The 26,561-nt window shown below is 61.7% G+C and carries 23 protein-coding genes; 15 read left to right on the top strand and 8 right to left on the bottom strand.

Annotated features, from left to right (window positions below; translation table 11 throughout):
* Positions 1–14 precede the first annotated feature (14 nt).
* The 3 genes from NKI35_RS24155 to NKI35_RS24145 all read left to right on the top strand — a co-directional run bounded on the left by NKI35_RS24155 (position 15) and on the right by NKI35_RS24145 (position 2,290).
* Entirely contained in the window at positions 15–773 is a 759-nt protein-coding gene (locus tag NKI35_RS24155) for an NADH dehydrogenase ubiquinone Fe-S protein 4 (RefSeq protein ID WP_352741629.1), read from the top strand.
* A gap of 211 nt (positions 774–984) precedes the next feature.
* Positions 985–1,482, top strand: coding sequence for a 2,4'-dihydroxyacetophenone dioxygenase family protein (locus NKI35_RS24150; protein WP_352741648.1), 498 nt, complete (start codon positions 985–987; stop codon positions 1,480–1,482).
* Between the two features lie 70 nt (positions 1,483–1,552).
* Positions 1,553–2,290: an SDR family NAD(P)-dependent oxidoreductase gene (locus tag NKI35_RS24145; RefSeq protein ID WP_352741628.1), complete on the top strand. Its 738-nt coding sequence runs from the start codon at positions 1,553–1,555 to the stop codon at positions 2,288–2,290.
* 660 nt (positions 2,291–2,950) lie between these two features.
* On the opposite strand, the gene NKI35_RS24140 is transcribed toward NKI35_RS24145, so the two are convergent.
* Together NKI35_RS24140 and NKI35_RS24135 are read right to left on the bottom strand one after the other, a co-directional pair.
* Positions 2,951–3,361, bottom strand: coding sequence for a hypothetical protein (locus NKI35_RS24140; protein ID WP_352741627.1), 411 nt, complete (start codon positions 3,359–3,361; stop codon positions 2,951–2,953).
* A gap of 325 nt (positions 3,362–3,686) precedes the next feature.
* The gene (locus tag NKI35_RS24135) at positions 3,687–4,781 is read right to left on the bottom strand and encodes a mandelate racemase/muconate lactonizing enzyme family protein (protein ID WP_352741626.1); all 1,095 of its coding nucleotides are present in this window, start codon (positions 4,779–4,781) and stop codon (positions 3,687–3,689) included.
* A 187-nt stretch (positions 4,782–4,968) separates the two neighbouring features.
* Between NKI35_RS24135 and NKI35_RS24130 the strand changes: the two genes are divergently transcribed.
* The 6 genes from NKI35_RS24130 to NKI35_RS24105 all read left to right on the top strand — a co-directional run bounded on the left by NKI35_RS24130 (position 4,969) and on the right by NKI35_RS24105 (position 11,994).
* Positions 4,969–5,718, top strand: a complete 750-nt coding sequence (locus NKI35_RS24130; protein ID WP_352741625.1) for an FCD domain-containing protein — start codon at positions 4,969–4,971, stop codon at positions 5,716–5,718.
* Complete coding sequence (locus NKI35_RS24125; protein ID WP_023815751.1) at positions 5,715–7,334, top strand: GMC family oxidoreductase; 1,620 nt, start codon at positions 5,715–5,717, stop codon at positions 7,332–7,334. Before NKI35_RS24130 ends, NKI35_RS24125 begins: the two co-directional genes overlap by 4 nt.
* A gap of 104 nt (positions 7,335–7,438) precedes the next feature.
* Positions 7,439–8,419: an ABC transporter substrate-binding protein gene (locus NKI35_RS24120; RefSeq protein WP_023672664.1), complete on the top strand. Its 981-nt coding sequence runs from the start codon at positions 7,439–7,441 to the stop codon at positions 8,417–8,419.
* A 60-nt stretch (positions 8,420–8,479) separates the two neighbouring features.
* A complete protein-coding gene (locus NKI35_RS24115; RefSeq protein WP_352741624.1) occupies positions 8,480–10,024 on the top strand; it encodes a sugar ABC transporter ATP-binding protein in 1,545 nt (514 codons plus the stop codon).
* Positions 10,021–11,025 (top strand): ABC transporter permease, encoded by a 1,005-nt coding sequence (locus tag NKI35_RS24110; protein ID WP_023730098.1) that lies wholly within the window; start codon positions 10,021–10,023, stop codon positions 11,023–11,025. The genes NKI35_RS24115 and NKI35_RS24110 overlap by 4 nt, the downstream gene beginning before the upstream one ends.
* 3 nt (positions 11,026–11,028) lie before the next feature.
* A complete protein-coding gene (locus NKI35_RS24105) occupies positions 11,029–11,994 on the top strand; it encodes an ABC transporter permease (RefSeq protein WP_352497368.1) in 966 nt (321 codons plus the stop codon).
* A gap of 183 nt (positions 11,995–12,177) precedes the next feature.
* Here NKI35_RS24105 and NKI35_RS24100 read toward each other — a convergent pair whose 3' ends face one another.
* The gene (locus tag NKI35_RS24100; protein ID WP_023707500.1) at positions 12,178–13,578 is read right to left on the bottom strand and encodes a Do family serine endopeptidase; all 1,401 of its coding nucleotides are present in this window, start codon (positions 13,576–13,578) and stop codon (positions 12,178–12,180) included.
* A 444-nt stretch (positions 13,579–14,022) separates the two neighbouring features.
* Here NKI35_RS24100 and NKI35_RS24095 point away from each other — a divergent pair, with 444 nt between their 5' ends.
* From NKI35_RS24095 to NKI35_RS24085, 3 genes are all read left to right on the top strand, one after another.
* Positions 14,023–14,634, top strand: a complete 612-nt coding sequence (locus tag NKI35_RS24095; RefSeq protein ID WP_352723505.1) for an ATP-dependent Clp protease proteolytic subunit — start codon at positions 14,023–14,025, stop codon at positions 14,632–14,634.
* A 69-nt stretch (positions 14,635–14,703) separates the two neighbouring features.
* Complete coding sequence (locus NKI35_RS24090) at positions 14,704–15,132, top strand: GFA family protein (protein ID WP_352741623.1); 429 nt, start codon at positions 14,704–14,706, stop codon at positions 15,130–15,132.
* A gap of 46 nt (positions 15,133–15,178) precedes the next feature.
* Positions 15,179–16,246, top strand: coding sequence for a M42 family metallopeptidase (locus NKI35_RS24085; RefSeq protein WP_352741622.1), 1,068 nt, complete (start codon positions 15,179–15,181; stop codon positions 16,244–16,246).
* Positions 16,247–16,412: 166 nt separating this feature from the next.
* Here the strand turns inward: NKI35_RS24085 and NKI35_RS24080 are convergent, their stop codons facing one another.
* Entirely contained in the window at positions 16,413–17,237 is an 825-nt protein-coding gene (locus NKI35_RS24080) for an SIR2 family NAD-dependent protein deacylase (protein ID WP_023682459.1), read from the bottom strand.
* Between the two features lie 916 nt (positions 17,238–18,153).
* Here NKI35_RS24080 and NKI35_RS24075 point away from each other — a divergent pair.
* Positions 18,154–18,324, top strand: a complete 171-nt coding sequence (locus NKI35_RS24075) for a hypothetical protein (protein ID WP_352543580.1) — start codon at positions 18,154–18,156, stop codon at positions 18,322–18,324.
* A 39-nt stretch (positions 18,325–18,363) separates the two neighbouring features.
* On the top strand, positions 18,364–18,861 hold the full coding sequence (locus tag NKI35_RS24070) for a metallophosphoesterase (protein ID WP_352741621.1): 498 nt from the start codon (positions 18,364–18,366) through the stop codon (positions 18,859–18,861).
* Between the two features lie 223 nt (positions 18,862–19,084).
* On the opposite strand, the gene NKI35_RS24065 is transcribed toward NKI35_RS24070, so the two are convergent.
* From NKI35_RS24065 to cphA, 3 genes are read right to left on the bottom strand one after another with little or no spacing between them, the layout of a single operon-like run.
* A complete protein-coding gene (locus NKI35_RS24065; protein ID WP_023710470.1) occupies positions 19,085–19,909 on the bottom strand; it encodes a cyanophycinase in 825 nt (274 codons plus the stop codon).
* The gene (locus NKI35_RS24060; protein WP_023825538.1) at positions 19,906–20,805 is read right to left on the bottom strand and encodes an isoaspartyl peptidase/L-asparaginase family protein; all 900 of its coding nucleotides are present in this window, start codon (positions 20,803–20,805) and stop codon (positions 19,906–19,908) included. Before NKI35_RS24060 ends, NKI35_RS24065 begins: the two co-directional genes overlap by 4 nt.
* Positions 20,805–23,480 carry a cyanophycin synthetase gene (gene cphA / locus NKI35_RS24055; protein WP_352741647.1) on the bottom strand — a complete coding sequence of 892 codons (2,676 nt, stop codon included), beginning with the start codon at positions 23,478–23,480 and terminating at the stop codon, positions 20,805–20,807. The genes NKI35_RS24060 and cphA overlap by 1 nt, the downstream gene beginning before the upstream one ends.
* 757 nt (positions 23,481–24,237) lie before the next feature.
* Between cphA and sdhD the strand changes: the two genes are divergently transcribed.
* On the top strand, positions 24,238–24,627 hold the full coding sequence (gene sdhD, locus NKI35_RS24050) for a succinate dehydrogenase, hydrophobic membrane anchor protein (RefSeq protein ID WP_027050929.1): 390 nt from the start codon (positions 24,238–24,240) through the stop codon (positions 24,625–24,627).
* Positions 24,628–24,730: 103 nt separating this feature from the next.
* Here the strand turns inward: sdhD and ctaD are convergent, their stop codons facing one another.
* Positions 24,731–26,389 (bottom strand): cytochrome c oxidase subunit I, encoded by a 1,659-nt coding sequence (ctaD, locus tag NKI35_RS24045; RefSeq protein ID WP_023693467.1) that lies wholly within the window; start codon positions 26,387–26,389, stop codon positions 24,731–24,733.
* Positions 26,390–26,561: the final 172 nt, after the last annotated feature.

The raw sequence follows: 26,561 nt of genomic DNA, 5'->3' as shown, positions 1-26,561 counted from the left end.
GGGAGGGACAGGCAATGGAGACAGTTCAAAGCAGCGACAACAGAAACCTAACCAAGACGTCCGTCCGGCCGGACAATGACAATCGGCCTCGTCTAGACGGGCCGGCTTTGTCAATGGGACGGTCAGTGTTTCCGGAGGGCGCAGTGGCGCGGATCTACCAGCCCTGCCGCTCGGCCATGACCTCGGCAAAGCCCCACAGGGACTGGCGATTGGTCTTCGAACGCCGCACAGCCCCGTTCATCGAGCCGCTGATGGGCTATACGGGTGGCGGGGACACCCTGACCCAGGTCGAACTGAACTTTCCGACGCTGGAAGCGGCGATCCGTTATGCCGAGCGTCAAGGCCTCAATTACGTGGTGCAGGCGGCACCTCCTGCTTCCCCGGCCAAGATCAGGAGACAACATGTATCGGAGGAGAAACAGGCCTTTTCCGACCTGGTTTGGCAACGGCTGCAGTTGGCTTGGCTCCAGGCAAGTCACGGCTATGGCGCCGGTGCACAGGCAGCGCACATACAGACGGCGCTTTCGGAGCCCGAGACATTCTACGCCTCTCCGATGGAGGTCGTGGACGACCCGGTGCTCGCACCCGACGAGAAACGCGCCGTGCTCAAGAACTGGGCCTGGAACGAGTATCTGATCGACCTGGCCACCGCCGAAGGCATGCCGGAAAATGCACGCCCGTCGCGATTGGACGAGGTCGAACTCGCTTGCTGGCCTTGGAAGTCCGAAACCGGGGCTTCCAGACCAGGACCAGCCCGGTGCACTCCCGGATAGCCGCATGATAAGGCAAGAAGGAACCCACTGATCGTCTTCGACGCCCAACGGACCATCCCGAAACCCTTCCCGCTTGCGGTCGCGGCAGCGGGCGGGCGCGCGCCGACAACTTTCCCAATGCGTGGGCGCCCGATTGCGCCTCGGCAGAACTCGGCCAAGTTGTTAGGATCGCGCTGATATGGACTCCAATGAATTGGCGACAGAGGTTCCTATGTATCAATCCTTCAACGGCTCCGCCCATCCCCTGGCACTGAAAGAGATCGCGATCGCTGCCGTCCCCGAAGACGAGCGTGTCTGGGTCCCACAGGCTAAGGGCGTGTGGTTCCGACCACTTATGCTCAACACAATGCAAGGCCAGTGGTGCAATCTGCTCCGCGTACGCCGGGCCGGGATATTAAGCCGTCATCTGCATCCGGCCCCCGTGCATGGCTATGTGATCAAGGGGCGTTGGCACTACCTTGAACACGACTGGGTGGCAGAGACCGGATCTTACGTTTTCGAGCCGCCCGGTGAAATCCACACGCTCACGGTCCCAAGCGACGTGCCCGAGATGATCACCTTCTTCAACATCTCCGGCTGCATGGTTTACCTGGACAAGGATAACAAGCAGATTGGTTTCGAGGACGTTTTCACCAAGATCGACATGTGCAGAAGCCACTATGCGAGCGTGGGTCTCGGGGACGATTTCGTCGATCAATTCGTGCGGTAGACATCCGCCCGTTTGTCTTCCGCTGCGGTAAGTTCGCGCTCCGCCACAGAGGCGAAACGAGGAGATCTTGGTGACCGATTCCATATGGGCGATGCCCTTCTTCGCGGGCAAGACCGTCGTCATTACCGGAGGCACGACAGGCATCGGAAACGGCATCGCCATGGCGTTCGCCGAGGCCGGCGCAATCGTCCATGCGACGGGGGCCACGGCCGCCGAGGTGGCGGCCGCTCGTGCATACGGCACCGCCGTCTCGTATTCAGTACTCGACGTCCGGGACATGACTGCGGTCGACGGATATTCCAGTCAGTTCACATCCGTTGCAGCGCTCGTAAATTGCGCAGGGGTAAACCTGCGCGCCGCCGAATTCACTGTCCAGGGTTTCGAAACGGTGGTCGATATCAATCTCACCGGCTCCATGCGGAGTGCGAGCGCGTTCCGAGGGGCACTCTCGAACGGGGGCGCCATCGTCAACATCGCCTCGATGTTCGCGTTTTTCGGCGCGGCTCATGCGCCGGCTTACGCCGCATCCAAGGGCGCCATCGTGCAACTTACCAAGTCGCTCGCCATCGCCTATGCCGGGGATGGCATCCGCGTAAACGCATTGGCGCCTGGCTGGATCGAGACCGCCATGACCGCCGCGCCACGGGCCGATCCAGCTCGCAACGCGGAATTGATGAAACGCACTCCGATGGGTCGCTGGGGTACGCCGGGCGACCTGACCGGCCCCGCCTTGTTCTTGTGTTCGCCGCTCGCGGGGTTCATCACTGGGGCAATTTTGCCGGTTGACGGTGGCTATCTCATTGCGTGAGGCGTTGGCTATGCTGCGCGACCGATCTCCAAGCCTGTGTCGTCGAGATCAAGATCGAACGCGACCAATCGACCATGCCTGACCGCAATTGCCGCCACCAACTCCGCAAGCTCGCCATCCGTATGCTCGCAAAAAGCTGCCTGTTTCCTGACAATCGTGACCGCATCCCGGGTCGATACGACAGAGAACGGCCTCCGGGATCTCACGAATGATTCCGCAACCTCGGCGACGGATGAAGCTCGGTCAAAATTATCTTGCATACTTGCACCTCTGTACGACGCTAGCCCAAGCTCGGCCCGCGCAAATTGTTCCCATTGGCCTATGGAGCCTGGTTAGCATCCGGCTTGGGCTCCTTGTGTGCGAAGGCCGGGAGCAACGCGACATGGCCATCGCCGTGCCTTGGACAGTGGGCTGGACGCATTCGTCTCCACTCAACCAAAGGTCACGCCATCGGCCAGTCCTCGCTACATGCTTCAAATGCGAACACGAGCCCGACGCTACAGACGAGGAGGATCAGATGTGTCCAAGCCGCTCGCCAAAGTTTCCGATCCTCGGATCACCGCAGTTCCCGCGCAACAAGTCGCCGGGAGACCTGTTTGCTCGCGTTAATGGCGGTCGACTGACTCCTGGCTCATTCGCCGCCCCGCCAGTTGGCTCCGGTCAGCCGGCCTCGTCCGTCTCCGACATCGCTGGCCGGCGGACGATCCAATCCACCAAACCGGCTTCGGTCTGCTCGCAGGCCACGAATTCGCGCACCAGACTTCGCGCCAGCTCGCGCCATTGACACTCGGGCACGTTCATCTCCGCGATCAGATCTCGGCATGCAGCGCGTATGATGTCGGCATCGAAGGCTGACACGGCGACAGGACCACGGTCTGTATTCTTTGCTCGAGGAGTGTCGTCGCCCTGACGTTCGCGAAAGCGCCTCAGCACCTCGCGCGATGTGGCGATCGCTTGTCGGGTTTGACTCATAGCCTCGTAAAATCCAACTTCGCGGACCGCTGAGCGGTGCCGTGATAGAATGAAGTCCTCCATAACCGCATGCGCAGTGTCCGTACGCGTTGCAACCATCGCCGCCTCCCTGCAGGCGCACCCAATGCTTGCAGCTTCTGCCCGTTTTCGGGCGGCCGCCTGCATTTGTCGTGTCGCTGCTATGATCGCGTGAGTTAAAGCCGGTGAAGCGTCGCTGCAATTACAAATGTAAGTGTGGCATCCGATAAGTGGTATGCCCGCTGGCTGCGGCGGCGGCGAGTTCGTTCTTCAGACGGTCGAAGTCTTCCTCGGCGAAGCGCTCTCCGCGTTGCCGGAACGAGGAAGCAGGATCTGGACAAAATGCATGCGGCCGCTTCCAAGATTTCTAAACGGCAGCGACAGGCACCATGTTCCATGCAAGGCGCTATTGGCGAAATTCCGCCAATTTGTGCCAGTCGAAGACAACGCCCACTCCAGGCTCGTCGGGTGCTATCGCCAAACCATCCTGAAGCCTGAGCGGCTCGGTGGTGTAAAGGTCAATATCGAAACTATGCGCCTCCACCCAGCCGGCATTTGTCTGACCTGCAACGAGACTGACATGAAGTTCCTGCATCCCGTGACTGCAGACCGGAATGCCAGCCTTGCGTGAGAGCGCTGCCACGCGCAGCCAGCCCGTGACCCCGCCGCAGTTGGAGGCGTCGGGTTGGATGTAGGCGAGATCCGACCAAGCGAAGGCATGCTCGAACTCCTCGATGACATGCAGGTTTTCTCCCATTGCCAGGGGCATTCCGGTCGCCTTGGCAATGCTGGCGTAACCCTCATAGTCGTCGGGTATGATGGGCTCCTCGAACCACAGCAGATCGTAGGCGGCGAATGCTCTCGCTGCCTCGATCGCTCGCGGGACGTCCAGCGCGTAGTTGGCGTCAACCATAAAGGTGACATGAGGGCCGATGCGCTCGCGAACTGCCTTCACCCGGGCCACATCCTCGGCAAGGTCGTCCTTGCCGACCTTGATCTTCACCCCGGTGAAGCCGGCATTGAGATAGGAATCGATGCTGGCCAAAAGCTGATCGAGGGTAAAGTTTAGGTCGATGCCGCCGCGATAGGCCTTGGCGCTCTTCCCGGCCCCGCCCGCCATCTGCCAAAGCGGCAGGCCGCTACGCCGGCCCTTGAGGTCCCATAATGCGATGTCGATCGCCGAGATCGCGAAAGAAGCGATGCCGCCGCGCCCGACATAGTGGATGTGCCAGAGCATGCCGTCGTAGATCGTGTCGATTTGCGTTGCGTCGCGTGCCTTGAGGAACGGCGCGAGGTCGTGATCGATCATTGCCTTGATTGCATAGCCGCCCCTGCCGCCGGTGTAGGTGTAGCCTGTGCCCTCGGTGCCGTCGGCAAGCCTCAGCGTGACGGTGACCAGCTCGAAATGCGTGTGCGCGCCGTGCTTGGCATCGGTCATCACCTCACGCAGTGGGACCCGAAACAGCCGGGTCTCGACTTCCTTGATTTCGGTGCGGCTCATGCTGCGCTCCATTCACGTTTTTTCATCGGACCATAATTGCACCGGCAGCGCTGACTGGCAACAATGTGGCTGATCTTTCAGCGGTTCTGAAGCCAATCCGTCATTTTTGGTCCTACAAAAGCATCAATCCGCTTGTGCTTTGGTCCGATTTACCTTCTAATAACAGGACCATCTGGGAGAAAAAGGCTTGCTGGATACGGAAGAGCGTCCTGAGATGCCCGCGGCTATTCTCGCCGCCCGCGCGGCCGACGCGATGGTGGCCGGCATAGAGGCCGACATCACGTCCGGAAGGCTTGGCGACGGCAGCTACCTGCCGGCCGAGCGCGAACTGATGATCGAGTATGGTGTCGGCCGGGGCGTTGTGCGTGAGGCGATTGCGCGCCTGGCCAGCCGCGGCCTGGTGGAAGCGCGTCCGCGGTTCCGGCCCGTGGCGCGCCGGCCTGGCCTGGATGCCGCGCTCGGCGCCCTCGACGGCATCGTAGGACATCTGCTGAGCGACCAGGCGGGCGTGAAGAACCTCTACGACATGCGCGTCTTCCTCGAGGCGTCGCTGGCGCGCAACGCCGCCATCCATGCCCGCAAGGATGACATCGCAGCCCTGAGGGCGGCGCTGGCGATGAACGAGGCGGCGATCCCGGATTCCGAGAAATTCTATGCGACGGACGTGGCGTTCCACGCAGCGCTCTATGATATCGCGCGCAACCCGGTGCTGCCTGTCCTGCACAAGGCATTTACCGCCTGGCTGTCGCCGCATTGGATGCGCATGCCACGGTCGCCCGAGCGCAACCGCGTGAATTTCCTCAGCCATCGTGAAATCTGCACGGCCATCCTTGAGCGAGATCCTGACGGCGCCGAGCGGGCGCTGCTCAACCACCTCTCGGCGGCCTGGGAGTACGTCCGCGGTACATTCGAAAGCCGTGAGGCGCCGGAAGCATGACGCAGTCCTACGACCATATCGTGGTGGGCGGCGGAGCAGCCGGCTGCGTCGCGGCGGCGAGGCTTGTCAAAGCGGGACGGCGAACCCTGCTGCTGGAGGCCGGCCATTCCCATCATCACCCCTTGCTCGACATGCCGCCCGGCATCTTCAAGATGATCAACGGCTCGAAATTCATGCGCTATCACCGCACCGAGCCGCAGGCCCATCTCGACGGCCGCGTCCATGAAATCTCGCAGGGCAACGTGCTGGGCGGCGGCACCTCGGTCAACGCCCAGGTCTACATGCGAGGCCGCTCGGCCGATTATGAGGAGTGGGACGAGCTGCTGCGCGGCAACAATGCCGGCGTACGCTGGAACTGGCAGGCGGTGCTGCCGCATTTCACCGGCATGGAGGGAAACAACCGCCTCGGCGGCGAACTGCATGGAAGCGAAGGTCCGCTGCTGGTCTCGGATCCAGGCCACATCGATGATGTTTCCCGTTGGTTCGTCCAGGCCGTCCAAGGCCTTGGATTGCCGTACAACCATGACTTCAACGGACCGTCGCAGCGCGGGGTCGGCTTCTACCAGTTCATGAACCGGCGGGGAAAGCGAAGCAGCGCCGCCTATGCCTTCATCGAGCCGCTGACGAATGATCCCAAGCTGACGCTGAAACTCAATTGCACAGTCAGCCGGCTGCTGATCGAAAACGGTCGGGTCACCGGCGTCGTCTATTCGGATGCGTCGGGCGCCGAGCATACCGTCCATGCAGATGCCGACGTGATCGTCTCGTCCGGTGCCCTCGTCTCGCCGAAACTGCTCATGCTGTCCGGCATCGGCCCCGCCGAGGCGCTTGCCGGGCACGGCATTTCCTGCGTCGCCGACCTGCCCGGGGTCGGCGAAAACCTGATCGACCATCCGGAGGTGCCGATCATCGCCACCGCAAACGGCCCATACGGCTATTTCAGGCAGGGCCAAGGCTGGCGGATGATCAGGAACGGCCTGCATTTCAAGCTCTTCGGCACCGGCACGATCCTGTCAGCGGGGGTGGAGGCCGGAGCCTTCGTCAATCCGGCCGATCCCGAGGGCGAACCGACGATCCAGGCCTTCTGCGTGCCGCACGTCTATCTGGACCGCGATATCCTGACCTTGGTCGAGAACACCTATGGGCTTACCGTGACGACAGTGGTGGTGAAACCAAAGTCGCGCGGTTTCGTGAGGCTGCGTTCGGCGGATCCGAAGGACATGCCGATCGTTTCGCCGAACCTCCTTAAACATCCCGACGACATGAGGGAAATGATCTCCGGCCAGCGTTATTTCCTGCAGGCTTTTCAGACCAAGCCGCTCGCCGATCGGGTCAAGGCCATTGCCGTGCCAAGCCAGGATGATCTCAGCGACGAGGCGATGACAAAGCATTGCAAGCGCTTTGTGAAGACCAACTACCATCCGGCCGGGACATGCCGGATGGGCTCGGACAGCGACCGGATGGCGGTGCTGGACGCGGCGCTGCGCGTGCGCGGAATAGACAATCTGCGGGTTGCCGACATGTCGGCCTGCCCCAACATCAATGCCGGCAATACGGCGGCGCCCGCCATGATGCTGGGCGACCGCTGCGCCGACTTTATTTTGGAGGCGGCATAGCGCCTGATCCAGCTTGCCGACGGCGTCATCGCCGAAGCCGTCTGGGCCGATTATCGTGAGGAAATTACACAGTCGCAGAAAGCGACAATAAAGGAGGAAAGAGCATGATCATTACCCGTCGAAAACTACTGGTTGGCTCCGCTGCCGGCGCGGTTGCGCTGACACTCGGCTCACGCGCCTTCGCGGCGCTCCCGCCACTCGCCAAGAAGGACAAGTACAAGGTCGGTTTCGCCCAGACGGAAAGCAACAATCCGTGGCGTCTTGCCGAGACCAAGAGCATGCAGGACGAAGCCGCCAAGCTTGGCCATCAGCTGGTCTACACGGATGCCGCCGGTTCGTCGGCCAAGCAGGCCTCCGACGTGAACTCGATGATCGCGCAGGGCGTCGACGCAATCTTCCTGCCGCCCCGCGAAGACAAGCCCCTGGTGCCGGTCATTCTTGCCGCGCGCGATGCCGGTATACCGGTGTTTCTGGTCGACCGCGACGTTGATCACACCATGGCCAAGCCGGGCGAGGATTATGTCTGCTTCATCGGTTCGGATTTCATCGAGGAGGCGACCCGCGTCGGCGAATGGCTGGTCAAGAACGCCAATGGCAAGTCGAAGATCATCGAGCTGGAAGGCACGACCGGAGCCTCGGCCGCTACCGACCGCAAGAAAGGCTTCGACGATTTCATCGCCAAGCACTCGCAGTTCACCATCCTGGCGTCGCAGTCCGGCGACTTCGCCCGTGACAAGGGCCGGCAGGTCGCCGAGACGCTGCTTCAGGCGCACCCTGATGCGGATATCATCTACGCGCATAATGATGAGATGGCGCTGGGCGCCATCGCCGCTTTGGAAGCAGCCGGCAAGACCCCGGGCAAGGATGTGCTGATCTTGTCGATCGACGGCGAGAAGGAAGGCGTCCAGGCGATCATTGACGGCAAGATCGGCGCTATCTGCGCTTGCAGCCCGCTGTTCGGGCCGAAGGCCTTCGCTACGATGGCCGACTATGCGGCCGGCAAGAAGATCCCGCCGTTCATCAAGAACGAGGATGCCTTCTTCGACGCCACGAACGCGAAGAAAGACTTCGATATTGCGTTCTGATATCCACTTTCTTTCCAGTTGCCCTACCCGCTTCGGCGGGTAGGGTTTGGGAGTTTGACGATGACCGCTCAGCCGGACCAAGCCGCGCTGCTCCTGGACATGCGTGACATCCAGAAGCGTTTTGCCGGCATCCCTGCCCTGGCCGATGCCTCGCTCCAGGTTCTTCCGGGCGAGATCCACGCACTCATCGGCCAGAACGGTGCGGGCAAATCGACACTTATCAAGGTGCTCACCGGCTATTACCGCCGGGATGCGGGCCAGGTGCTTTTCGAACAGAAGCCGTTCGAGGTTGGGTCTCCGCATCAGGCGCAGGTCAGCGGCATCAGCACCATCTACCAGGAGATCAATCTCGTACCGCTGCGCTCGGTGACCGAGAACATCTGCCTTGGACGCGAGAAGCGCCGCCGCGGCCTGCTCGACTGGAGCGCGATGCATGCGGAAGCCGAGCGCCTGCTCAGCCGCTTCTCGATCGGCATCGACGTGCGCCGCCCGCTCAGCGATTTCAACACCGCCACGCAGCAGATGGTGGCGATCGCCCGCGCCATCGGCTTTTCCGCCCGCCTCGTAATCATGGATGAGCCGACCTCCTCGCTAGACGAGCGTGAAGTCTCGGTCTTGTTCAGCGTTATCCGTCAGCTCAAGGCCGACGGCGTCTCCGTTCTGTTCGTCAGCCACAAGCTCGACGAGTTGTACGAGGTCTGCGACCGGGTCACGATCATGCGTGACGGCCGCACGGTGCGAAGCGCGGCGATGAGCGACATCGGCAAGCTGGAGCTGGTCGCGGCCATGCTCGGCCGCGACGTCGCAGCCGTCGAAGGCCATGCGACCGCGTTCGGCGAACGCGATCGGTCGAGGATCGGTGATGTGCTGTTTACCGCGCAAGGGCTGGCGGCCGGCCAGTTGGTGCGTGACGTGAGCTTCGACCTGCGCCGCGGCGAGATCGCCGGCTTTGCCGGCTTGCTCGGCGCCGGCCGCACCGAAACAGCCCGCCTCGTATTCGGCGCCGACCGCCGGAGCGCAGGCGAGATGACGATGGAGGGCGCGTCCTACCATCCCGCACGTGCCGCTGATGCCATCGCCGCAGGGATGGGCTTCTGCACTGAGGACCGCAAGGCCGAGGGCATCGTGCCGGAAATGACCGTCGCGGAGAACATAACACTGGCACTGCTGCCGAAAATCAGCCGCAATGGCATCCTGAACGAGGCCCGGCAGAAGGAGATCGTCGAGCGCTTCATTCGTGAACTCGACATCAAATGCTCGGGGCCTAACCAGAAGGTCCGCGAGTTGTCGGGCGGCAACCAGCAAAAGGTGCTGCTTGCCCGCTGGCTGGCAATGAACCCGAAGCTGCTCATTCTCGATGAGCCGACGCGCGGCATCGATGTCGGGGCCAAGGCCGAGATCCAGCGCCTCATCCGCAAGCTTGCCGATGACGGGCTCGGCGTGCTGATGATCTCCTCGGAACTCGAGGAAGTGATGGAAGGAGCCGACCGCATATTCGTGCTGCGCGAAGGAGTGAGGGTGGCCGAACTGGAAGGCCAGGCAGCCGACGAGGAGGACGTGCTCGCGGCGATGGCGCATGGCGGCGCGGCGAAGGAGGCAGCGTGAGCGATCTGGCCACACCATCCGCAGCCAACGACGCTGGAAACCGCCGCTTTGATGTGTTCGGTTTCCTGGCGCGCTACGGCACGGTGATCGCGCTTGTGCTGCTGGTGGTCTTCAACCTTGCCTATACGCGCAATTTCGCGACGCTGCAGACACTCAACGTCAACCTAACCCAGGTCTGCACGATTGTGATCGTCGCGGTGGGGATGACCCTGGTGATCGCCACCGGCGGCATCGACCTGTCGGTTGGTTCGCTGATGGCGATCTCCGGCGCATTGGCGCCGATGATCTTCATGGGCACGATCTTCCCGGTCGGAAACATCTATCTGGCGGTAGCCGTCGCGATGGTTGCCTCGATCTTCGTCGCCGGCCTGTTCGGGTTGTTCAACGGCTGGTTGGTCTCGCGCTTCCGTATCCAACCGATCGTCGCAACGCTCGTGCTGTTCATCGCCGGGCGCGGGATCGCGCAGGTCATGACCAACGGCAATCTGCAGACCTTCCGCGTGCCGCAATTCCAGTGGATCGGACTTGCCCGCCCGCTCGGCATTCCCGCGCAGGTCATCATCATGGCCGTGCTGGTTGCGGCGGCCGCTTGGGCCCTTCACCGCACAGTGTTCGGGCGAAGCATCCTGGCGGTCGGCGGCAATGAAAAGGCCTCTGAACTCGCCGGCATCGCCGTGTCGAGGATCAAGCTCGCTGTCTATGCGATCAGCGGCCTGTGCGCGGGGCTAGCCGGTCTCGTCGTCATTGCGATCAACTCCTCCAGCGACGCCAATCTCGTGGGGCTGGGCATGGAACTCGACGCCATCGCGGCGGTCGCGGTGGGCGGCACGCTGTTGAGTGGCGGAAAGGCCACAATCATCGGCACCCTGCTGGGTGCACTGACCATCCAGTTGGTGCGCTACACGCTGCTCGCCAATGGCGTGCCCGACGCCGCTGCACTCGTCGTCAAGGCCGGCATCATCGCATTCGCCGTCTGGCTGCAGCAGCAACACCGGGTGTAATCCATGAACAGCGCCAGACTGGTTCGCATCATCGGCACTTACGGTGTCGTCATCGCGCTTGCAGCCCTCGTCCTGTTCGGATTCCTGCGCTACGACCGCTTCCTCGGCCTCTTCAACGTGATGAGCGTTCTGCGCTACAACTCGATGTTCGCGCTCGTCGCGCTCGGCATGTGCTTCGTGATCATGACCGGCGGCATAGACCTGTCCGTCGGCTCCGTCGCCGCCTTGGGCAGCGTCGCGTCGGCCCTGGCGAGCCCGCACGGCATCGCGGCAGGCCTTGCAGCGGGCGTTGGCGCCGGCCTGGCAGCCGGGCTGATCAACGCGCTCCTGGTTACGCGCGGCAACCTGATGCCATTCATCGCCACGCTTGCCACCATGCTGGCCGCAAGCGGCTCGGCGCTGCTTCTGGCCGGCAACCAGACCGTTTCGGTGTCTTACGATTCGGGTTTCACCGCCATCGGCCAAGGGAATTTCTGGATTTTCCCGATACCGGCAGTCATCGCCCTGGTTGCCTATGCCGTCGGCTCAGTGGTCCTGAACTACACCAGCACGGGACGGACGGTGCTGGCCATCGGCGGCGGCGAGGATGCCTCGCGGCTGATGGGGCTGCGCACTGACCGCGTCAAATTTCTCGTCTATGTCGCAAGCGGGTGCCTGGCCGGGCTCGCCGGCGTCGTCCTCGCTTCTCAGTTCGGCGCAGGCCAGCCGATCGAGGGCGTCGGCTGGGAGCTGTTTGCCATCGCAGCCGTGGTCGTGGGCGGGACGCTGCTGACCGGCGGCTCGGGCTCGGTGTTGACCACGCTGGCCGGCGTGCTGTTGCTCGGGATCCTTTTCAACGTCCTGAACTTCGAAAACGGCATGGGTTGGATTTCGCTGTCAGCCTACTGGCAGTCGGTGATCCGCGGGCTGTTTTTGCTCGTCGTCGTCCTTCTCCAGGCACGGCTTACGGCAAGGCGCGAAACTGCCTGAGGATGGCGAGCACACTCGAGCACGATGGCGCTGCAGAATCAGTGCGCGTTGCGCACCCGGCCGATGAGCGCATCCCGCAGACTTTCTGCGGCGATGCTTCCCCGGTGCACCTGGGGTCCGACACCCTTGGAGCGGGATCCGCAAGCGGATCGTGGTGCAGTCACATGGTCGTCCTGGAGACGGTCATTTCCCGGCGACCGCCACGAACACGGACTGCCCCTGCCTTTCCAGCCGAAACAGGATGGGCTTGCTCTGCCGGCGAGAGTTCGCCCATTCCTCGACGATATCCGAAGGCTCCGTCACGCGGCGATTGTTGGCCGATATGATGACATCGCCGGGCTGCAATCCGCTCCGGGCGGCAAGGCCATCGGGAACCACTTCCACGACGAAGACGCCGGTTGTTCCTGATTTGATGCCTAGCTGCTGACGCGCCTGATCCGGAATCGGGCTGAGGGATAGGCCGAGGCCTTCGGCCGCCGACTTCTTGTCGGGAACAGCGCCGGTCTTCACCTCCGCATCCTTGCGCTCACCGATGACAAGCGCGATCTCCTGGTCCTTTCCGCCGTTACTCCGTGTCAGAGTGGCCTTGCTGCCAGGCTTCTGGCTAGCCGTCGCAAGCGTGAGGTCATGGACACCCTCAATGCCCTTGCCGTTGAACCGGGTGATCACGTCACCCGGCTTCAAGCCGGCTTTCTCCGCCGGGCTGCCGGGCTCGACCGAAGCAACCAGCGCGCCCTTGTCATCTTTCATCCCGAGGGCCTCAGCCAGCGACGGCGTGATGTCCTGCAGGCGGACCCCGATGAAGCCACGCTCGATCCGGCCGGTTCTGATCAACTGGTCGGCGATGCTTTGGGCGGTGCGCGATGGCACCGCAAACCCGATCCCGATGCTGCCGCCGGACGGCGAGACGATGGCGGTGTTGACGCCGATCACCTCGCCACGTGCGTTGAACAGCGGACCGCCCGAGTTGCCTCGATTGATCGACGCGTCCGTCTGGAGAAAATCGTCGTACGGCCCGGCTTGAATGTCTCGCGAGCGGGCCGAAAGAACGCCGACAGTGACAGTCCCTCCGAGCCCGAAGGGACTGCCGATCGCGATTGTCCATGCGCCCGGCTGCATTGCATCCGAGTCACCCCATTTGGTCGTGGTCATGTTGGGCCGCGGGTCGACCTTCAGCACCGCTATATCGGTGGCGGGGTCACGGCCGACCAATTGCGCCGGCGCCGTTTCCTTGTCGGAAAATACGACATGGATCTCTGTCGCATCGGCAACGACATGGTTGTTGGTGACGATGTAGCCGTCGGCACTGATCACAAATCCGGAGCCAAGCGCCTCCCTCACCTGCGGCTGAACGGGTCCGAGGCCCTGGCCGTCGAACGGACTTGTAAAGTCGCCCGCCGTCGTCTGGTCCTGGACAACCTCCCGGGTCGTGATCGCGACCACGGCCGGCAATTTCTGCTGGATGATCGCTGTGAAGTCGGTCGGGGTATCCTGGGCCAGGACAGGCGCCACGCCACTGGCCGAGAGCATCAGCGCAACCGCGATCAAGCGCGTTGCAAATCGTCTTTGCATATCGTGAGACATTGCTGGACCTCCTGCCGGACAGCCCCGGCCGCTCGGCCGCGCCGCGCGGAGCCGGTGCTCCGGACGCTAGAACTGCCAACAAAGCTGTTTGTTTCAGCCCCCCGGAAAAATGGCACGGCCAGGAAAAATAGCCCGACCGTGGGGGTCCGGAAGGCAGCAGCCGGGAACCATTGAGGCCGTCGAGTTGAACCGTCCACAGGACTGGTCCCGGACGTGGCAGAAATCAGCAAAGCGACTGCGTCAGCTCCGGCAAATGCCCGATATGCCCATGGAGCCAACCTAGCGGCTGAGGTGCCTCTACCGGGCCTGGTGCGAAAAGGATCTGCAATGAAAGAGGGAGCTCCACAGCCGCCGAGAGACGCGGCGTGATCACCACCGCTCGAACTCCCTCAAGGGAACAAAAGGGTACCAACTAAGTTCGGCCCCCATAATGAGGATGCCTATATGGATCTGTTGCCCCAGTCAGCCGAACACACCGTCTCCTCGCCGCCCGCTCCAGACCTTCACCGGCTTTTGTTCGATCCAAACTTGCGTATACACGGCTTGATTGATGACACTGTCGTCACCAAAGCCTTGGACGATTTGAAAGCCGTGCGTTCCGGGGAAGACGATCTCTACGTTGAAATCGACACGCCTGGAGGCGACGCCGACGGCGCGCGACGTCTAGCTCTAGAGTTCAAACTTTTTCTGAAACACTCGGGCCGCAACGGCTACATCATTGGCAAGAATACGGTTTACTCTGCCGGGGTAACGGTCCTTGCCGCTTTCCCGAAAGCCTGCAGGTTCCTTTGCCCGCAAGCAGTCCTGCTGATTCATGAAAGAAGGCTTGAGAAAGACTTGGTTCTGAATGGACCAATTCGAAGCTGTCTTCAGATCGTTCGCGAACAACTTGCGCTGTTGGAAACGGCAGAGCGACTCGAGAATGAAGGGTTCGCCGATCTCGTCCAAGGTTCTCGAACATCGCTGGAAGAGCTGCGCGACCATGCCTTGACCAACTGCTACCTGATGGCAGCCAGAGCTTTGGAGTTGGGCCTTGTTGAAGACATTGCCGATTAACTTGACGCCTCGGATGCAAACGGCAGAGCCGAGTCCAACACGCTTCCCTCACTCATGGCTCCGGCGACCATGAACGGCAAGGTTGAAAAGATAGAGCGGACCGGCGGCTGTCTTTGCGGGTCTGTGAGGTATGTTGTCACCGGCGCGCCGTTGCGCGTTGGCTTGTGTCATTGCCAGGATTGCAAGCGAACCAGCGGCAGCACCTACAGTGCCTTTGCCGTGTGGCCGCGGTCGGCTTACCAGTGCAAGGGCGAGCTTGCGGCGTTCAACGGCAGAGGTTTTTGTCCGGCATGCGGGTCGCGCGTGGTGAACCTTCGCGACGACGAAGCCGAGATCATGATCGGCACTCTCGACGATGCGCCAAACGACCTTCTCCCGACATACGAGCTTTGGACCCCCCGGCGCGAAGCCTGGCTCCACAACCTGCCTTGGGCTGACCAATTCGCGGGCGATCGCACCGAAGAAGGCCAAAATTGGCGCGAAGCCCGACGAGTATGACCATGCTCGAATGGCCCTCCACCCATGAACTGTGAAAGTCAGCTTCATGCGCGATGAATCACTCAAGTTCTTGAAGAAAATTGTGGCGACCCCGTCGCCGAGCGGCTTTGAGCAACCTGTAGCGGAGCTTTTCCGCGAGTATGTTCGTCCCTATGCCCACAGGGTGACGACGGACGTCATGGGCAATGTCACAGCGATCATCAATCCTGAGGCGTCTATGCGCTTCATGTATGCCGGGCACATGGATGAGCTCGGCTTCATCGTCCACTACATCGACGATGACGGTTTTCTGTTCTTCAGCACCATAGGTGGAACGGACGTTGCCACTGAAATCGGCCAGCGTGTCTGGGTGCACGGCAAGGAGCCGATCCTGGGCGTCGTGGGTCGCAAGGCAATCCAGACCTTCAAAGCCTCTGACACGTCTCAAACTCCCTCGCTGATGGAACTATGGATCGATATCGGCGCGAGTTCGCGAGAGGAAGCGTTGAAGGTCGTAGAGGTCGGCAGCGCGGTCACTATCCACGGCGAGTTTGCGGAGCTACAAGGCAACCTTGCTGTCGGACGAGCGTTCGACAACAAGGTTGGCCTCCTCATCGGCGCCGAGGTCCTGCGCTGCCTCTCCGAGGAGGGAGGCGTTCACCCCGGCGTGGGCCTCTATATCCTGGGTACGGTTCAAGAGGAAATTGGTTCCCGAGGCGCGATGACCTCAGCGTTCAATATCGCGCCTCGAACCGGCCTCGCAATTGATATGGGCGTGGCAATGGACTATCCGCGCGCTCGCGCCGAGGATCAGGGCAAACTGGACCTTGGGAAAGGGCCGGCAATCACTCAAGGCGCGAACACCAACCCGGTGGTGTTCAAACTGCTGAAGTCGGTGGCCGAGAAAGAGGGCCTACCTTTTCAGCTTCAGGCGGTGGGCAGCTCAAGCCCTACCGACGCGCGTGTCATGCAGCAGAACCGAGGCGGCGTGGCAAGTGGGGTGCTCTCCGTGCCTTTGCGTTACATGCATACCCCGTCCGAAGTTGTTTGCCTGGATGATGTGCAAACGACGATTGACCTGGTTTGTGCATATTGCCGGCAATTCACGCCGGAGATCGACTTCACGCCAAGATGAGGCGGCGGGATTGATTGTGGAAGTCGTGGCTCCAACAGTCGCCGATCTGGCGCCTGTCGGCTACCGCCCGGTTCGTCGGTCACCGCCCGGTTCGTCGGCTACCGCCCGGTTCGTCGGTCACCGCGCACCTGCGAAAACCCAACCACGGTCCACTGGGGAGCGCGCCTCAGGTCACCGCGACCGCTTCCACCAAACGCCTGAGGAAATCCGTCAGACCGGCTTCAGGATCATCACCTGCGCCAACGAGCACCGAAATACCCCAGCGCCCAAGCACGGCCTCCTCCACAGGGTTGCGGCTGGGCATGAAGATGAACGAAGGGGGACGATCTTTCTCATATCCAGACCGGTGCCAGGTTTGCCAAAGCCGGTGCAACAGCAGCCGGATGTTTGGATCGGAGAGGCTATAGCCAATGAACAGGATCGTGCTGCCGAGAGCGTCGGAGCGAAAGCGGACATCAAGGGGAGAATTGAAGGACAGGCGGTCAAGATAGTCGGTTTCGGTGAGGACAAGGGAAGAGTCCTCGTCAAAGTCGCCGTGAAATTTCACGATGTGCGTTATGCCTCGACGGGCCTGCGCAACGTGCCGTGCGTTGGCCACTTTCACGTACTCTCGACCGTGGATTTCAAAAGCGAGTTCCAGGTTCCGGTCATAGTTCGTCGTATAGATGACGGGAAAATCGAGCGTCACGATGAGACGGTGCAATTCCGATTTCTCGATCCGTTCCTTGGCGACAGACCAGTTTCTGTCCATCCAACTGCGAAGTGGTCCGATGCTGCCATGCTTGATCCGATAGTATTCGGCCAAGGTCTGAAAACGATCGCGTCGCGTGGAAAATTCATCGTCGACGCCGAGCTCCTTTGCCATTCGCTCGATGAGCTTCTCCCAAGACGGAAGTCCGACGCTGATCGATACCCCCGCCCCCACAAACAAAATTGCGCTGCGATGACGAATTGCATTGGCGAGCGAATTTATAGGATCATCATCGTTCATGGATAGGTCCTCCGAAGCCACTCGCGTGGGCCGGACCTAAAGGTGCGTGCCCCGGTGCGGGGATCGTGGACGTGGCTCCCCAATTCGAGCCGGCGTGCTCCGCCCTCATCGACTAAATCGGATCGACCACGCACCAGCCAGCCCAGAGGGGGCGGCCCTTGCAGTCCTGCCGAGCCGCTTGCCACCCGAACCGAGGTAGCGGCCGCGAGGACACTGGCTGTGAACTGGAACCGGCGCTGTTGCGGTTTACTGGCCACGTTGATTCAGTTCTGCGCCAGCCATATTTCGCAAAACTCTATCGAGTTTCGCATTCACCAAGAGGTTGCGCCGCTTCGCGCCGATAAAGATGGCGACAGAGTAAATCATTGTAAGAACAGAGATCATCGTCATTCCGGCCTAAACATCAGCGACCGGAGATGTTCCATGCGCCCGGAAAATATTCCAGTGGAGGTGTTTTAAATCGCCGAAGCTACGCGCTCAATGCGCGGTTGGTTTCGTGTCCAGGGCGGACGAATTAGCGCAAGGCGGTATTCATCCTCCCACATCGGCGGCGGACTGAAGCGAAATGCTGGTTGTGTCCCCCAGGATGCAATGAGAACGCCGATGCTTTGCATGCGCCCCGGAACAAATGCCCGCTTGGACAGTTCGAGCCATGCAGCGGTCGACCCCCGCGCTGCAAGATCGGTAGCCCGATCGCCCGCGCCGGCCCCTCCCACGGCGCGGGCTTTCGTTTGAATTCACGCTGTCGGGGTTGGAGTCGCTCCACCGTTGTCGCGAGCCGGCTGATATACGCGCTGTCCGGGGGCTCGCGCGGTGTCGGCGACATCGGCATTCGCGCAGTCCGGCAGGTCAGCCCATGCACGGGAACAACGCGGCACTGTGATGGTTTGGTGGCCTCGGAAGGTGGCAGAGAACGATGGGCAAAAAGCCCAAACAGCACGCAAAATCTACGGCGGATCGCGAAAAGGCGATCGAGGCGCTCTACTTCGCGCGCAAGTGCGGCCTTACGAAGGAAGAGGCACTCAAGATGCTCAGGGAAGCCCCGATCGGGATCGACGATGAAGCCGAAGAGCGCTCCGGCCGTTAGAGGTGACCGCCAATCGCGCATCGCAGCCGGCCGCGGCGCATGATCTTCTTCACTTCCGATACGCATTTCAACGATCCGCGCATTCTGCGCCTCGACCGGCGTCCCTTCGCCTCGTTGGTCGAGCATGACCAGGCGCTGGTTGCGTTTTGGAACGAAACGGTTGGCCCGAACGACGAGGTCTGGCACCTCGGCGATTTCGCCAAGGGTCCAGCCGAGACCGTCTCTTCACTGCTGTCGTCTCTTAACGGGTCCAAGCACCTGATAATTGGCAACAATGATGGCGCTGCCACCATTGGCGACCCGGCCTGGGCGAGCGTGCACCACTACATGGAGCTTCTTGTCGAGGGCCGCTTGCTGGTTCTGTGTCACTATCCTTTTCGCACCTGGAACCAGATCGGCAAGAGATCGGTAAACCTGCACGGTCATTCGCACGGTCGTCTGAAGCCGATGACGCGCCAGCATGATGTCGGCGTCGACGCATGGGGGTTTCGTCCGGTAACCTTTGCTGCCATTCAGGCAAGTCGCCGCCGGGGCTAGCTCGGCAGAACGCCGGGTGAGCGAAGGTCTTCAGCTTTGCGGGATTCGAGCCGACGAGAGGCCGTCTGTAATCCTGCCGTGTTCGCAACAATGCGACCATCCTGGTGGCGGCTTCAAATGGGAGAACAGCCTCACGGATAGCGGTTTTCGCGCGTGGATCGGCACTGCTCGAGGGCCCGGCACGCGGACCGCGCCACACCATCAACTTGAGTGCGGCGAAGTCTTACGGAAGCCCCACCGGCCGTCGCAGCGCGAGATCGAACGCATCGCCTGAGCTCAGCACGTGAACCCTCAGATCATGAATCGAAAGGGCGGCATCAGGCTCACCTTCCGCGATGTTGGAATGGGTCACGCCGGCTGCGTCGACCAGATAGACAGCGCCGCTGCCAATGACCTTGAACATCTCGCCCTTCACCACGATCGCGGTGTCTTCATCAATGCCGATGCCGAGGACGCGCGGGTTCTGCGACACCGCCCCGATGAGCCGCCCAATGCGGCCACGTTCCGCAAAGTGCTGGTCGATAATGACGTTCGGCAGCAGGCCCAGTCCCGGCGCCATGCGAATGTGGCCGATCCGAAAGGACGCTGCGTTCGGCCCCTTCACCATCATTGTGTCGCTCATGACCGACGCGCCCGCGGAGGTGCCGGCAATGACGCCTCCGGCTTCATAGATTTCGTGCACCCGCTCGTCGATGGGCGTGTCGCCGATCTGGCTGGTGATCCGGAGCTGGTCGCCCCCGGAGAAGAACACCGCACTCACGTCTGCGAGCGCACTTATTTTCTTTTCATGAGCTGCCTCGAGGCGGTCGTTGACGTAGAGCTCGATGACATCCTTGATGCCCAGCTCACCGAAGGACCTCTGATACTTCTCGAGATAGCCATCCGGCTCATGAGACGCGATGGTGGCAAGCACCAGGCGGCCGTTCGGAACCAGGCTCGCCACCTCCTTCAAGATGACACGATCGCCATCATGGTCCTCGTGGCCGCCGATGATGACGAGCGTTCCGGCTTTACCGTTCGAGGATCGTTTTTTCTTCTTGTCGGTCATTTGTCCACGTCTTTCTTGCGCAGGAAAACGTGTGGGTGGTTGTCCTCGCTGGTCATGAATGCGACTGCGAACTCCCTGCTGTTATGCGCCCATCCAGACACGCCGGTCGCGGTAAGCACGATGGCTCCGGCTTCGCCGCCGATCGCCTCGACTTCCTTGAGCGCGGGATACAGCACCTGCTCCAGGCCGCCTTCAGCCTGCCCCGAGGACAATGCCTGCCGCGCCGAGAGTGCCTGCATGACACGGGCCGCGAGAGCCTTTCGCGCAATATGCTCACCGTCTCCCGAGAAGGCGACGGCTCCCAATTGGTTGTCGGCATAGTAGCCGCAACCGGGTTGCGGAGAATCCCCCACACGACCCGGAGCACTGCCGTCCAGTCCGCCGGTCGAAGTGCCGACGGCGATGTCCCCGTACTGATCCAGGGCAACCACACCGATCGTATCCTTCGCCTCCGACTTGCTGGAGGCGTCGCGCTGCTGCGGCGTGATCAAATCCGCCGGATCGCAAAGCTCCAGCTGCTTGTCGGCGGCGAAACGCCGGGCCCCCTCCGACGCCAGCAGGATCGGCTCCTCATGCAGCATGGCCTTCGCGACACTGATTGGATGGCGCACGCCCTTGATCACTGCGACGGCACCTACATTGAAGTCCCTGCCCTCCATCAGGCCAGCGCACATCTCGACCTCGCCGTCCGAATTGAGGGCACTTCCATATCCCGCATTGAACGTCGGGTCCGCCTCGAGGATGCGACCGGCCGCTTCCACGGCATCGACCGCCGTTCCGCCGCCGGCCAGGACGGCCCGACCTGCCTCGAGTGCCTCGATGCATCCGTTGCGATGCGCCTCCTCCTCTTGCGGATCGATCTCCTTGGCGCCGCCGTGCAGGATCAGCGACCACATCAGCCAGCCCTCAGATGGCGAATATGGGTCTGATCGGGCCCTCCCCTCGAAGGCGTCGCGCCTCCGAAGCCGGTTACCTGCCGCCACACGACTTCAACGTCGTCGACGGTGAGCACGACAAGGTCGTTCTCCCGAGCAAGCCGGAGACACACGTCGACGGCCTCCTTCTCGGGACAGACGGCGTGTATGCGGCCTGGGGCGCAGCCGGCGTTCAAGGCACCTTCCCGCAGCAAGCCGGCGATCGCTCCGGGGGCTCGGCCGCGCAGCTCCTGCTCATCCTCCTTGAAGACGATGACGTCGAATATCCGCGAAGCGATCGCGCCCATCTCGCGGATGTCGCAATCGCGGCGGTCGCCCGGTATGGCGACCAGGCCGATCGTGCGCTGATAGCCGCGCCTCATGTGGGAAACGAGCTTTCCGAGCGCCTTCAGCCCCTCCGGATTGTGCGCATAGTCGACGATGGTGCGGAAACCATGCCCGTCGAAGACGTTGAGGCGACCGGGAGATTGCTCGAACGAGGTGCCAAACTCGGCCAGCGCCGCCCGGATCGTTGCCGCCGGAACGTCGTGGCAATGCGCCATGGCGACGGCTGCCAGGCTGTTGGCAACGTTGAATTCGGCAGAACCCTCGAAGGTCGCGGGAATTTCGTCGACGCTCATCAGGAACATCGATTCCCCATCCTCGTGGATGAAAATGTCCCAGCCGTCGCTGCTGGGCTCCCGCGTCACGGCGCGGCCGCCTTCCGCCAGGTGGCTGCGCAAGAAATCGGGCCACTCGCTCCTGCTCGCCAGCGAGAAGTAGCAGATCCTGCCGCCGGCATCTCGCGACATTGCGGACGTATGGACGTCGTCGGCATTGAGAATGCTCCATCCCCCGCGGCGGACGGACTCGACCACGACCGATTTCACCTCCGCCAGGTCCTCGATCGTGTCGATGCCCCTCAGCCCGAGATGATCGCCGTGGACGTTCAGAACCGCGCCAACATCGCATGCATCGAAGGCAAGCCCTTCGCGCAGGATGCCGCCGCGCGCACATTCCAGCACCGCGACATCGACACCCGGCTCGCGCAGCACGATCCTGGCGCTCTGCGGACCGGAGCAGTCCCCTGTCATGATCCGCTCGCCGTTCAAGTAGACGCCGGTGGTGGAGGTGAGCCCGACGGTTGCCCCATTCGCCTGCAGGATGTGCGCCAGCATCCGGGCAGTGGTCGACTTGCCGTTGGTTCCCGTGATCGCGAAGATCGGAATCCGGCCGTCCTTGCCGCCTTTGAAGAGAAGATCGAGCACGGGCCGTGCGACGTTGCGGGCGCGCCCCGACGAGGGTTCGAGATGCATGCGAAAGCCAGGACCGGCATTCACCTCTATGATGCCGCCGCCGGTTTCGCTCACCGGCCGTGAGATGTCGGGACAGACGAAGTCGATCCCGGCAATGTCGAGGCCGACGATCTGTGCCGCCCGCCTGGCGATCAGCGCGTTTTCGGGATGGATTTCTTCCGTTCGGTCGATCGCGGTCCCACCGGTGGAGAGATTGGCGGTGGGCCGCAAGAGCACCATTTGACCCGGCGCTGGAACGCTCGCCAGGGTGAGCTGCGATTTTGACAGGAAATGCTCGACACATTCGTCGATCTCGATGCGGGTCAATACCGAGGAATGGCCCTCTCCCCTTCGTGGGTCGCGGTTCGTCTCCTCGACGAGCTCGGCGACAGAACTCCGGCCATCGCCGACCACATGGGCCGGAACCCTCTCGGCGAGCGCCACCACCTTTCCGCCGATCACCAGGATCCTGTGGTCCGAGCCGACGAAATGCTGCTCGACTATAACGCTACGGCTGTGTTCTCGCGCCTGTTCGAAGCCCCAGCGGACCTCGTCTTCTGTTGCCAGACCGATGTTGACGCCGCTTCCATGATTGCCATCGAGTGGTTTGGTGACCACGGGGTAGCCCAGCCGTGCTGCCGCCGCGACTGCGTCCTGCGCCGATCGCACCAGCTCCCCGCGTGGCACCGGCAGGCCGGCCTGTTGCAGCAGGAATTTGGTCAGGTCCTTGTCCGAGGCGATCTCGGTCGCAATCTCGGAAGTGAGGTCGCTGCAACTGGCGCGGATCCGCTTCTGATGCTTTCCGTGACCAAACAGCACGAGGCTGCTGTCGTCGATCCGCGCGGCGGGTATGCCCCGCCTCTCGGCCTCGCGCACCAAGGAAGCAGTCGTAGGCCCCAAGGCACGCTCGGCGGCCAGACGCTTGAGCTGCTGCAGCCTGGCTGCGAACTCGAATGGCCCCTGCGTTTCCGCAATGTCGCCGAGCCCCTCGACACCATGCAGATTGGCCGGCAGCAGGCTGTCCACCAGTTCGAGCGCGACGCGTCCGGCGAGCAGCCCGACAAGCTCATCCTTGTAGGCGAACATGACGTTATAAGTGCCGGGACTGCCTTTGACCGACCGTGTCTTTCCTCGTGTCACCCGGTGACCGAGCATGCTCTGCAGTTCCAGGGCGACATGCTCGACGACGTGGCCGAGCCAGGTTCCTTCCTGCATGCGGCGGACGAAGCCGCCGGCGGCGCCATAGCTGCAGCCATGGCCCGCAAGGCCGGGCAACAGTCGGACGATTTGTTCGGAAAACCCGGGCAGTTTGTCTGTCGGGAACGCCTCAAGGGCTCCGAGGTCGATCCGAATCTGGACCATTGGCGTCATACTATAGAGGTGCGGCCCGCGAAACACGCGGGCGTCCACGACGCGGATAGGGCGAAAACGCGAGGCGCCCCGATGAATTTCTTTGTCCGACATAGTCCGTTTCTCCTGACTAACTCCGCAACATCCGGAGGATCGGTTAGTTCCCGGCCTTTAAGCCCAAATATTTTTGCAGGAGAGAGAAACAAAAGTGGCCGTTAACATATGTTGTCCCAAGCACACCCTATGGTTATCTCGGCCACGTGCGGTCACTGGTCTAAGGGCTACTTATCTCCTCGGGACGAGGCGGGCCAGGCATTCGCTCCTCTTCACATGCATTTGCCGGGCACGCCGCGGCCGTCCAGCTAGTGCGCTTTATCTCATGGCGACCCATTGTGCGGGTCCAGCACTGAGGCATTAATCTTCAGCACGCCTTCGGCACCCGGGAACATTTCCAGACGCGTCAGGTTTGGAACCATCCTTGCACCGGAACTACAGCCATGCAGAGTCGAAAATCGGTGAAGGCCGCGCTTGTCAAGGAGATCGACGCGGTCCGCCTTCGTATCTCGGCGCTTGAAAGCGAGTTATGCAGAGATGGCAGACCCAGGCAAATTGGATGGCGTTCAGGATACGAACTGAACGCCCACAAAGCCCGCCTTGCTCGACTGGAGACCGTGCTTGCCCACTATCCGTCGGCACCGGCGGCCCGGGCATCGAAACAGCAACAGCTTGAGTTGCGCGCAAGGCAACCAAGTAATTTTGGGGAAACGCCATGGCTGACAGACCCTCAATCAGAACTCCGCTAGCTCGAGTGCGGGGCCTTGGATCGGCGAAACACGGAACCGAAACGTTCATGCTGGAGCGGCTGACATCTGCTGCCCTGTTGATCCTTGTCATTTACATCGTCGCGGTCGTTATAATGCTGGTCGGTGAGCCTCGAGACGCCGTCCTCAGCGTCGTAGGATCGATCTATGTCGCGCCAGCCCTTATTGGCTTCATTCTCGTAAGCTGCGTTCACATGCGGCTTGGAATGCAATCGATCATCGAAGATTACTGCCATGCCACCGTGCTCAAATCGCTTCTTCTGATCGCCAATTGGTTATTCTGCTGGGCAGTCGCGCTCGCAAGCTTGTTCGCTGTGCTGTTAATCAGCTTCAGATAGCGATCCGGTTCTCAGCTGCAGCCAACGTCTGCCACCGGCAGGCTGAAGTTCGCCTCAGCGGCGAACCGGGCTGGCTTGCGCAAAGGAGTTCGACAACCCGGCCTCATCTGATTTGCGGCAGCCTGTCCCATTGATGGAAAGGGGGTGGAGAGGTCAACTCCCACTCCAATGTGGTAGCTCCTGGCCCCCATGGGTTCATGCCGGCGGCTCTTTGCCGGTAGAAAGCTTCCAAGATGCCGAAGAGGAAAATCACGACACTCGCGGCCGACAGGTACGATCCATACGAGGACACCATGTTCCAGCCGGCGAATGCGTCGGGATAGTCGACATAGCGACGCGGCATGCCCGCCAATCCAAGGAAGTGATGGGGGAAGAAGACGAGGTTCACGCCGACGAAGGTCGTCCAGAAATGGACCCCAGCCAGAAGCGGATTGTAGAGATATCCCGTCATTTTCGGAAACCAGTAATACCAGCCCGCGAAGATGCCGAAGATCGCTCCCAGTGAAAGTATGTAGTGGAAATGCGCGACGACGAAGTATGTGTCGTGCAGTTCACGGTCGAGGCCGGCATTTGCGAGTTGAACGCCCGTCACCCCGCCTACGGTGAACAGGAATATGAAGCCGAGGGCCCAGAGCATCGGCGTCCGCAGGCTGACCGAACCGCCCCACATGGTTGCAATCCAGGAGAACACTTTTATCCCGGTCGGCACTGCGATCACCATCGTGGCGAAGGTGAAGTAGCGCTGCGTGTCGAGGCCTATCCCGCTGGTGTACATATGGTGGGCCCAGACGACGAAGCCGATCACCCCGATCGCCACGATTGCGTAGACCATCCCGAGATACCCGAAGATCGGCTTTCGCGAGAAGGTCGAGATCACCTGGCTGACGATGCCGAACGCCGGCAGGATCATGATGTAGACTTCCGGGTGGCCGAAGAACCAGAAGAGATGCTGGTACAGCAGCGGGTCGCCTCCGCCGTCCGGCGCGAAGAACGTGGTTCCGAAATTGCGATCGGTCAGGAGCATGGTGATGGCGCCGGCCAGCACCGGCAGAGCCAGCAGCAGCAGGAAGGCGGTGATGAGGATCGACCACACAAACAGGGGCATCTTGTGCAGGGTCATCCCCGGCGCGCGCATGTTGAAGATGGTGGTAATGAAATTGATGGCACCCAGGATCGAGGAGGCGCCCGCGATGTGCAGAGACAGGATGACCAGATCCACGGCGGGACCGGGGTGGCCGGAGGTCGACAGGGGCGGGTACAGGAACCAGCCGGTCCCAGGGCCATAGCCGCCGGGGACGCTGGGCATGAAGATCGACAACAAAAGCAACATCAATGCCGGCGGCAGCAGCCAGAACGAGATGTTGTTCATGCGCGGGAAGGCCATGTCGGGGGCGCCGATCATGATCGGAACCATCCAGTTGGCGAAGCCGCCGATCAGGGCGGGCATCACAGTGTAGAAGATCATGATCAGCGCGTGGGCCGTGGTGAAGACGTTGTAAAGCTGCTTGCCGGCGTCGATCGCCGCGTCGCCCTGGTAACCGTAGATCATCGACGCCAGTCCGGGGAAAAACTGGATCCCGGGTTGCTGCAGCTCGATTCGCATGCTCACCGACAAGAGCATGCCGATCACCCCCGCGATGAAAGCGAAGACCAGATAGAGTGTGCCGATGTCCTTGTGGTTGGTCGAAAACAGCCATCGGGTGATGCCGGTCGGCTGGTGGCTGTCGAGACCGTCCGGATCTGCCGCCGTATATTCGTTCATGACCTTCTCCGCTTGAGCCGTCCGTCGCCAGCATCGAACCGTGCTGGAACTTGATTGTTCCCTCCACCGAACCGACAGCCAGGAACATTCCACGGAAGCCGCTGTTAGGTTCCGCGCGGCCGACCCTGCGCGGCTGAGGATCGACGTCCATGCTGGCGATAATTGCTGCGAC

This window comes from Mesorhizobium sp. M0676, from assembly GCF_040320535.1.
Taxonomy (GTDB): domain Bacteria; phylum Pseudomonadota; class Alphaproteobacteria; order Rhizobiales; family Rhizobiaceae; genus Mesorhizobium.
This window is presented reverse-complemented; position numbering and strand designations above follow the sequence as displayed.

What these genes read in the sequence shown, in the direction of transcription:
- NKI35_RS24125 (WP_023815751.1), top strand. Translation starts at nt 5,715, where the DNA reads ATGACGCAGTCCTACGACCATATCGTGGTGGGCGGCGGAGCAGCCGGC.
- NKI35_RS24090 (WP_352741623.1), top strand. Translation starts at nt 14,704, where the DNA reads ATGAACGGCAAGGTTGAAAAGATAGAGCGGACCGGCGGCTGTCTTTGC.
- NKI35_RS24105 (WP_352497368.1), top strand. Translation starts at nt 11,029, where the DNA reads ATGAACAGCGCCAGACTGGTTCGCATCATCGGCACTTACGGTGTCGTC.
- ctaD (WP_023693467.1), bottom strand. Translation starts at nt 26,389, where the DNA reads ATGAACGAATATACGGCGGCAGATCCGGACGGTCTCGACAGCCACCAG.
- NKI35_RS24070 (WP_352741621.1), top strand. Translation starts at nt 18,364, where the DNA reads ATGATCTTCTTCACTTCCGATACGCATTTCAACGATCCGCGCATTCTG.
- NKI35_RS24065 (WP_023710470.1), bottom strand. Translation starts at nt 19,909, where the DNA reads ATGACCGACAAGAAGAAAAAACGATCCTCGAACGGTAAAGCCGGAACG.
- NKI35_RS24150 (WP_352741648.1), top strand. Translation starts at nt 985, where the DNA reads ATGTATCAATCCTTCAACGGCTCCGCCCATCCCCTGGCACTGAAAGAG.
- cphA (WP_352741647.1), bottom strand. Translation starts at nt 23,480, where the DNA reads ATGGTCCAGATTCGGATCGACCTCGGAGCCCTTGAGGCGTTCCCGACA.
- NKI35_RS24080 (WP_023682459.1), bottom strand. Translation starts at nt 17,237, where the DNA reads ATGAACGATGATGATCCTATAAATTCGCTCGCCAATGCAATTCGTCAT.
- NKI35_RS24140 (WP_352741627.1), bottom strand. Translation starts at nt 3,361, where the DNA reads ATGGTTGCAACGCGTACGGACACTGCGCATGCGGTTATGGAGGACTTC.
- NKI35_RS24085 (WP_352741622.1), top strand. Translation starts at nt 15,179, where the DNA reads ATGCGCGATGAATCACTCAAGTTCTTGAAGAAAATTGTGGCGACCCCG.
- NKI35_RS24115 (WP_352741624.1), top strand. Translation starts at nt 8,480, where the DNA reads ATGACCGCTCAGCCGGACCAAGCCGCGCTGCTCCTGGACATGCGTGAC.
- NKI35_RS24135 (WP_352741626.1), bottom strand. Translation starts at nt 4,781, where the DNA reads ATGAGCCGCACCGAAATCAAGGAAGTCGAGACCCGGCTGTTTCGGGTC.
- NKI35_RS24095 (WP_352723505.1), top strand. Translation starts at nt 14,023, where the DNA reads ATGGATCTGTTGCCCCAGTCAGCCGAACACACCGTCTCCTCGCCGCCC.
- NKI35_RS24100 (WP_023707500.1), bottom strand. Translation starts at nt 13,578, where the DNA reads ATGTCTCACGATATGCAAAGACGATTTGCAACGCGCTTGATCGCGGTT.
- NKI35_RS24060 (WP_023825538.1), bottom strand. Translation starts at nt 20,805, where the DNA reads ATGTGGTCGCTGATCCTGCACGGCGGCGCCAAGGAGATCGATCCGCAA.
- NKI35_RS24075 (WP_352543580.1), top strand. Translation starts at nt 18,154, where the DNA reads ATGGGCAAAAAGCCCAAACAGCACGCAAAATCTACGGCGGATCGCGAA.
- NKI35_RS24155 (WP_352741629.1), top strand. Translation starts at nt 15, where the DNA reads ATGGAGACAGTTCAAAGCAGCGACAACAGAAACCTAACCAAGACGTCC.
- sdhD (WP_027050929.1), top strand. Translation starts at nt 24,238, where the DNA reads ATGGCTGACAGACCCTCAATCAGAACTCCGCTAGCTCGAGTGCGGGGC.
- NKI35_RS24120 (WP_023672664.1), top strand. Translation starts at nt 7,439, where the DNA reads ATGATCATTACCCGTCGAAAACTACTGGTTGGCTCCGCTGCCGGCGCG.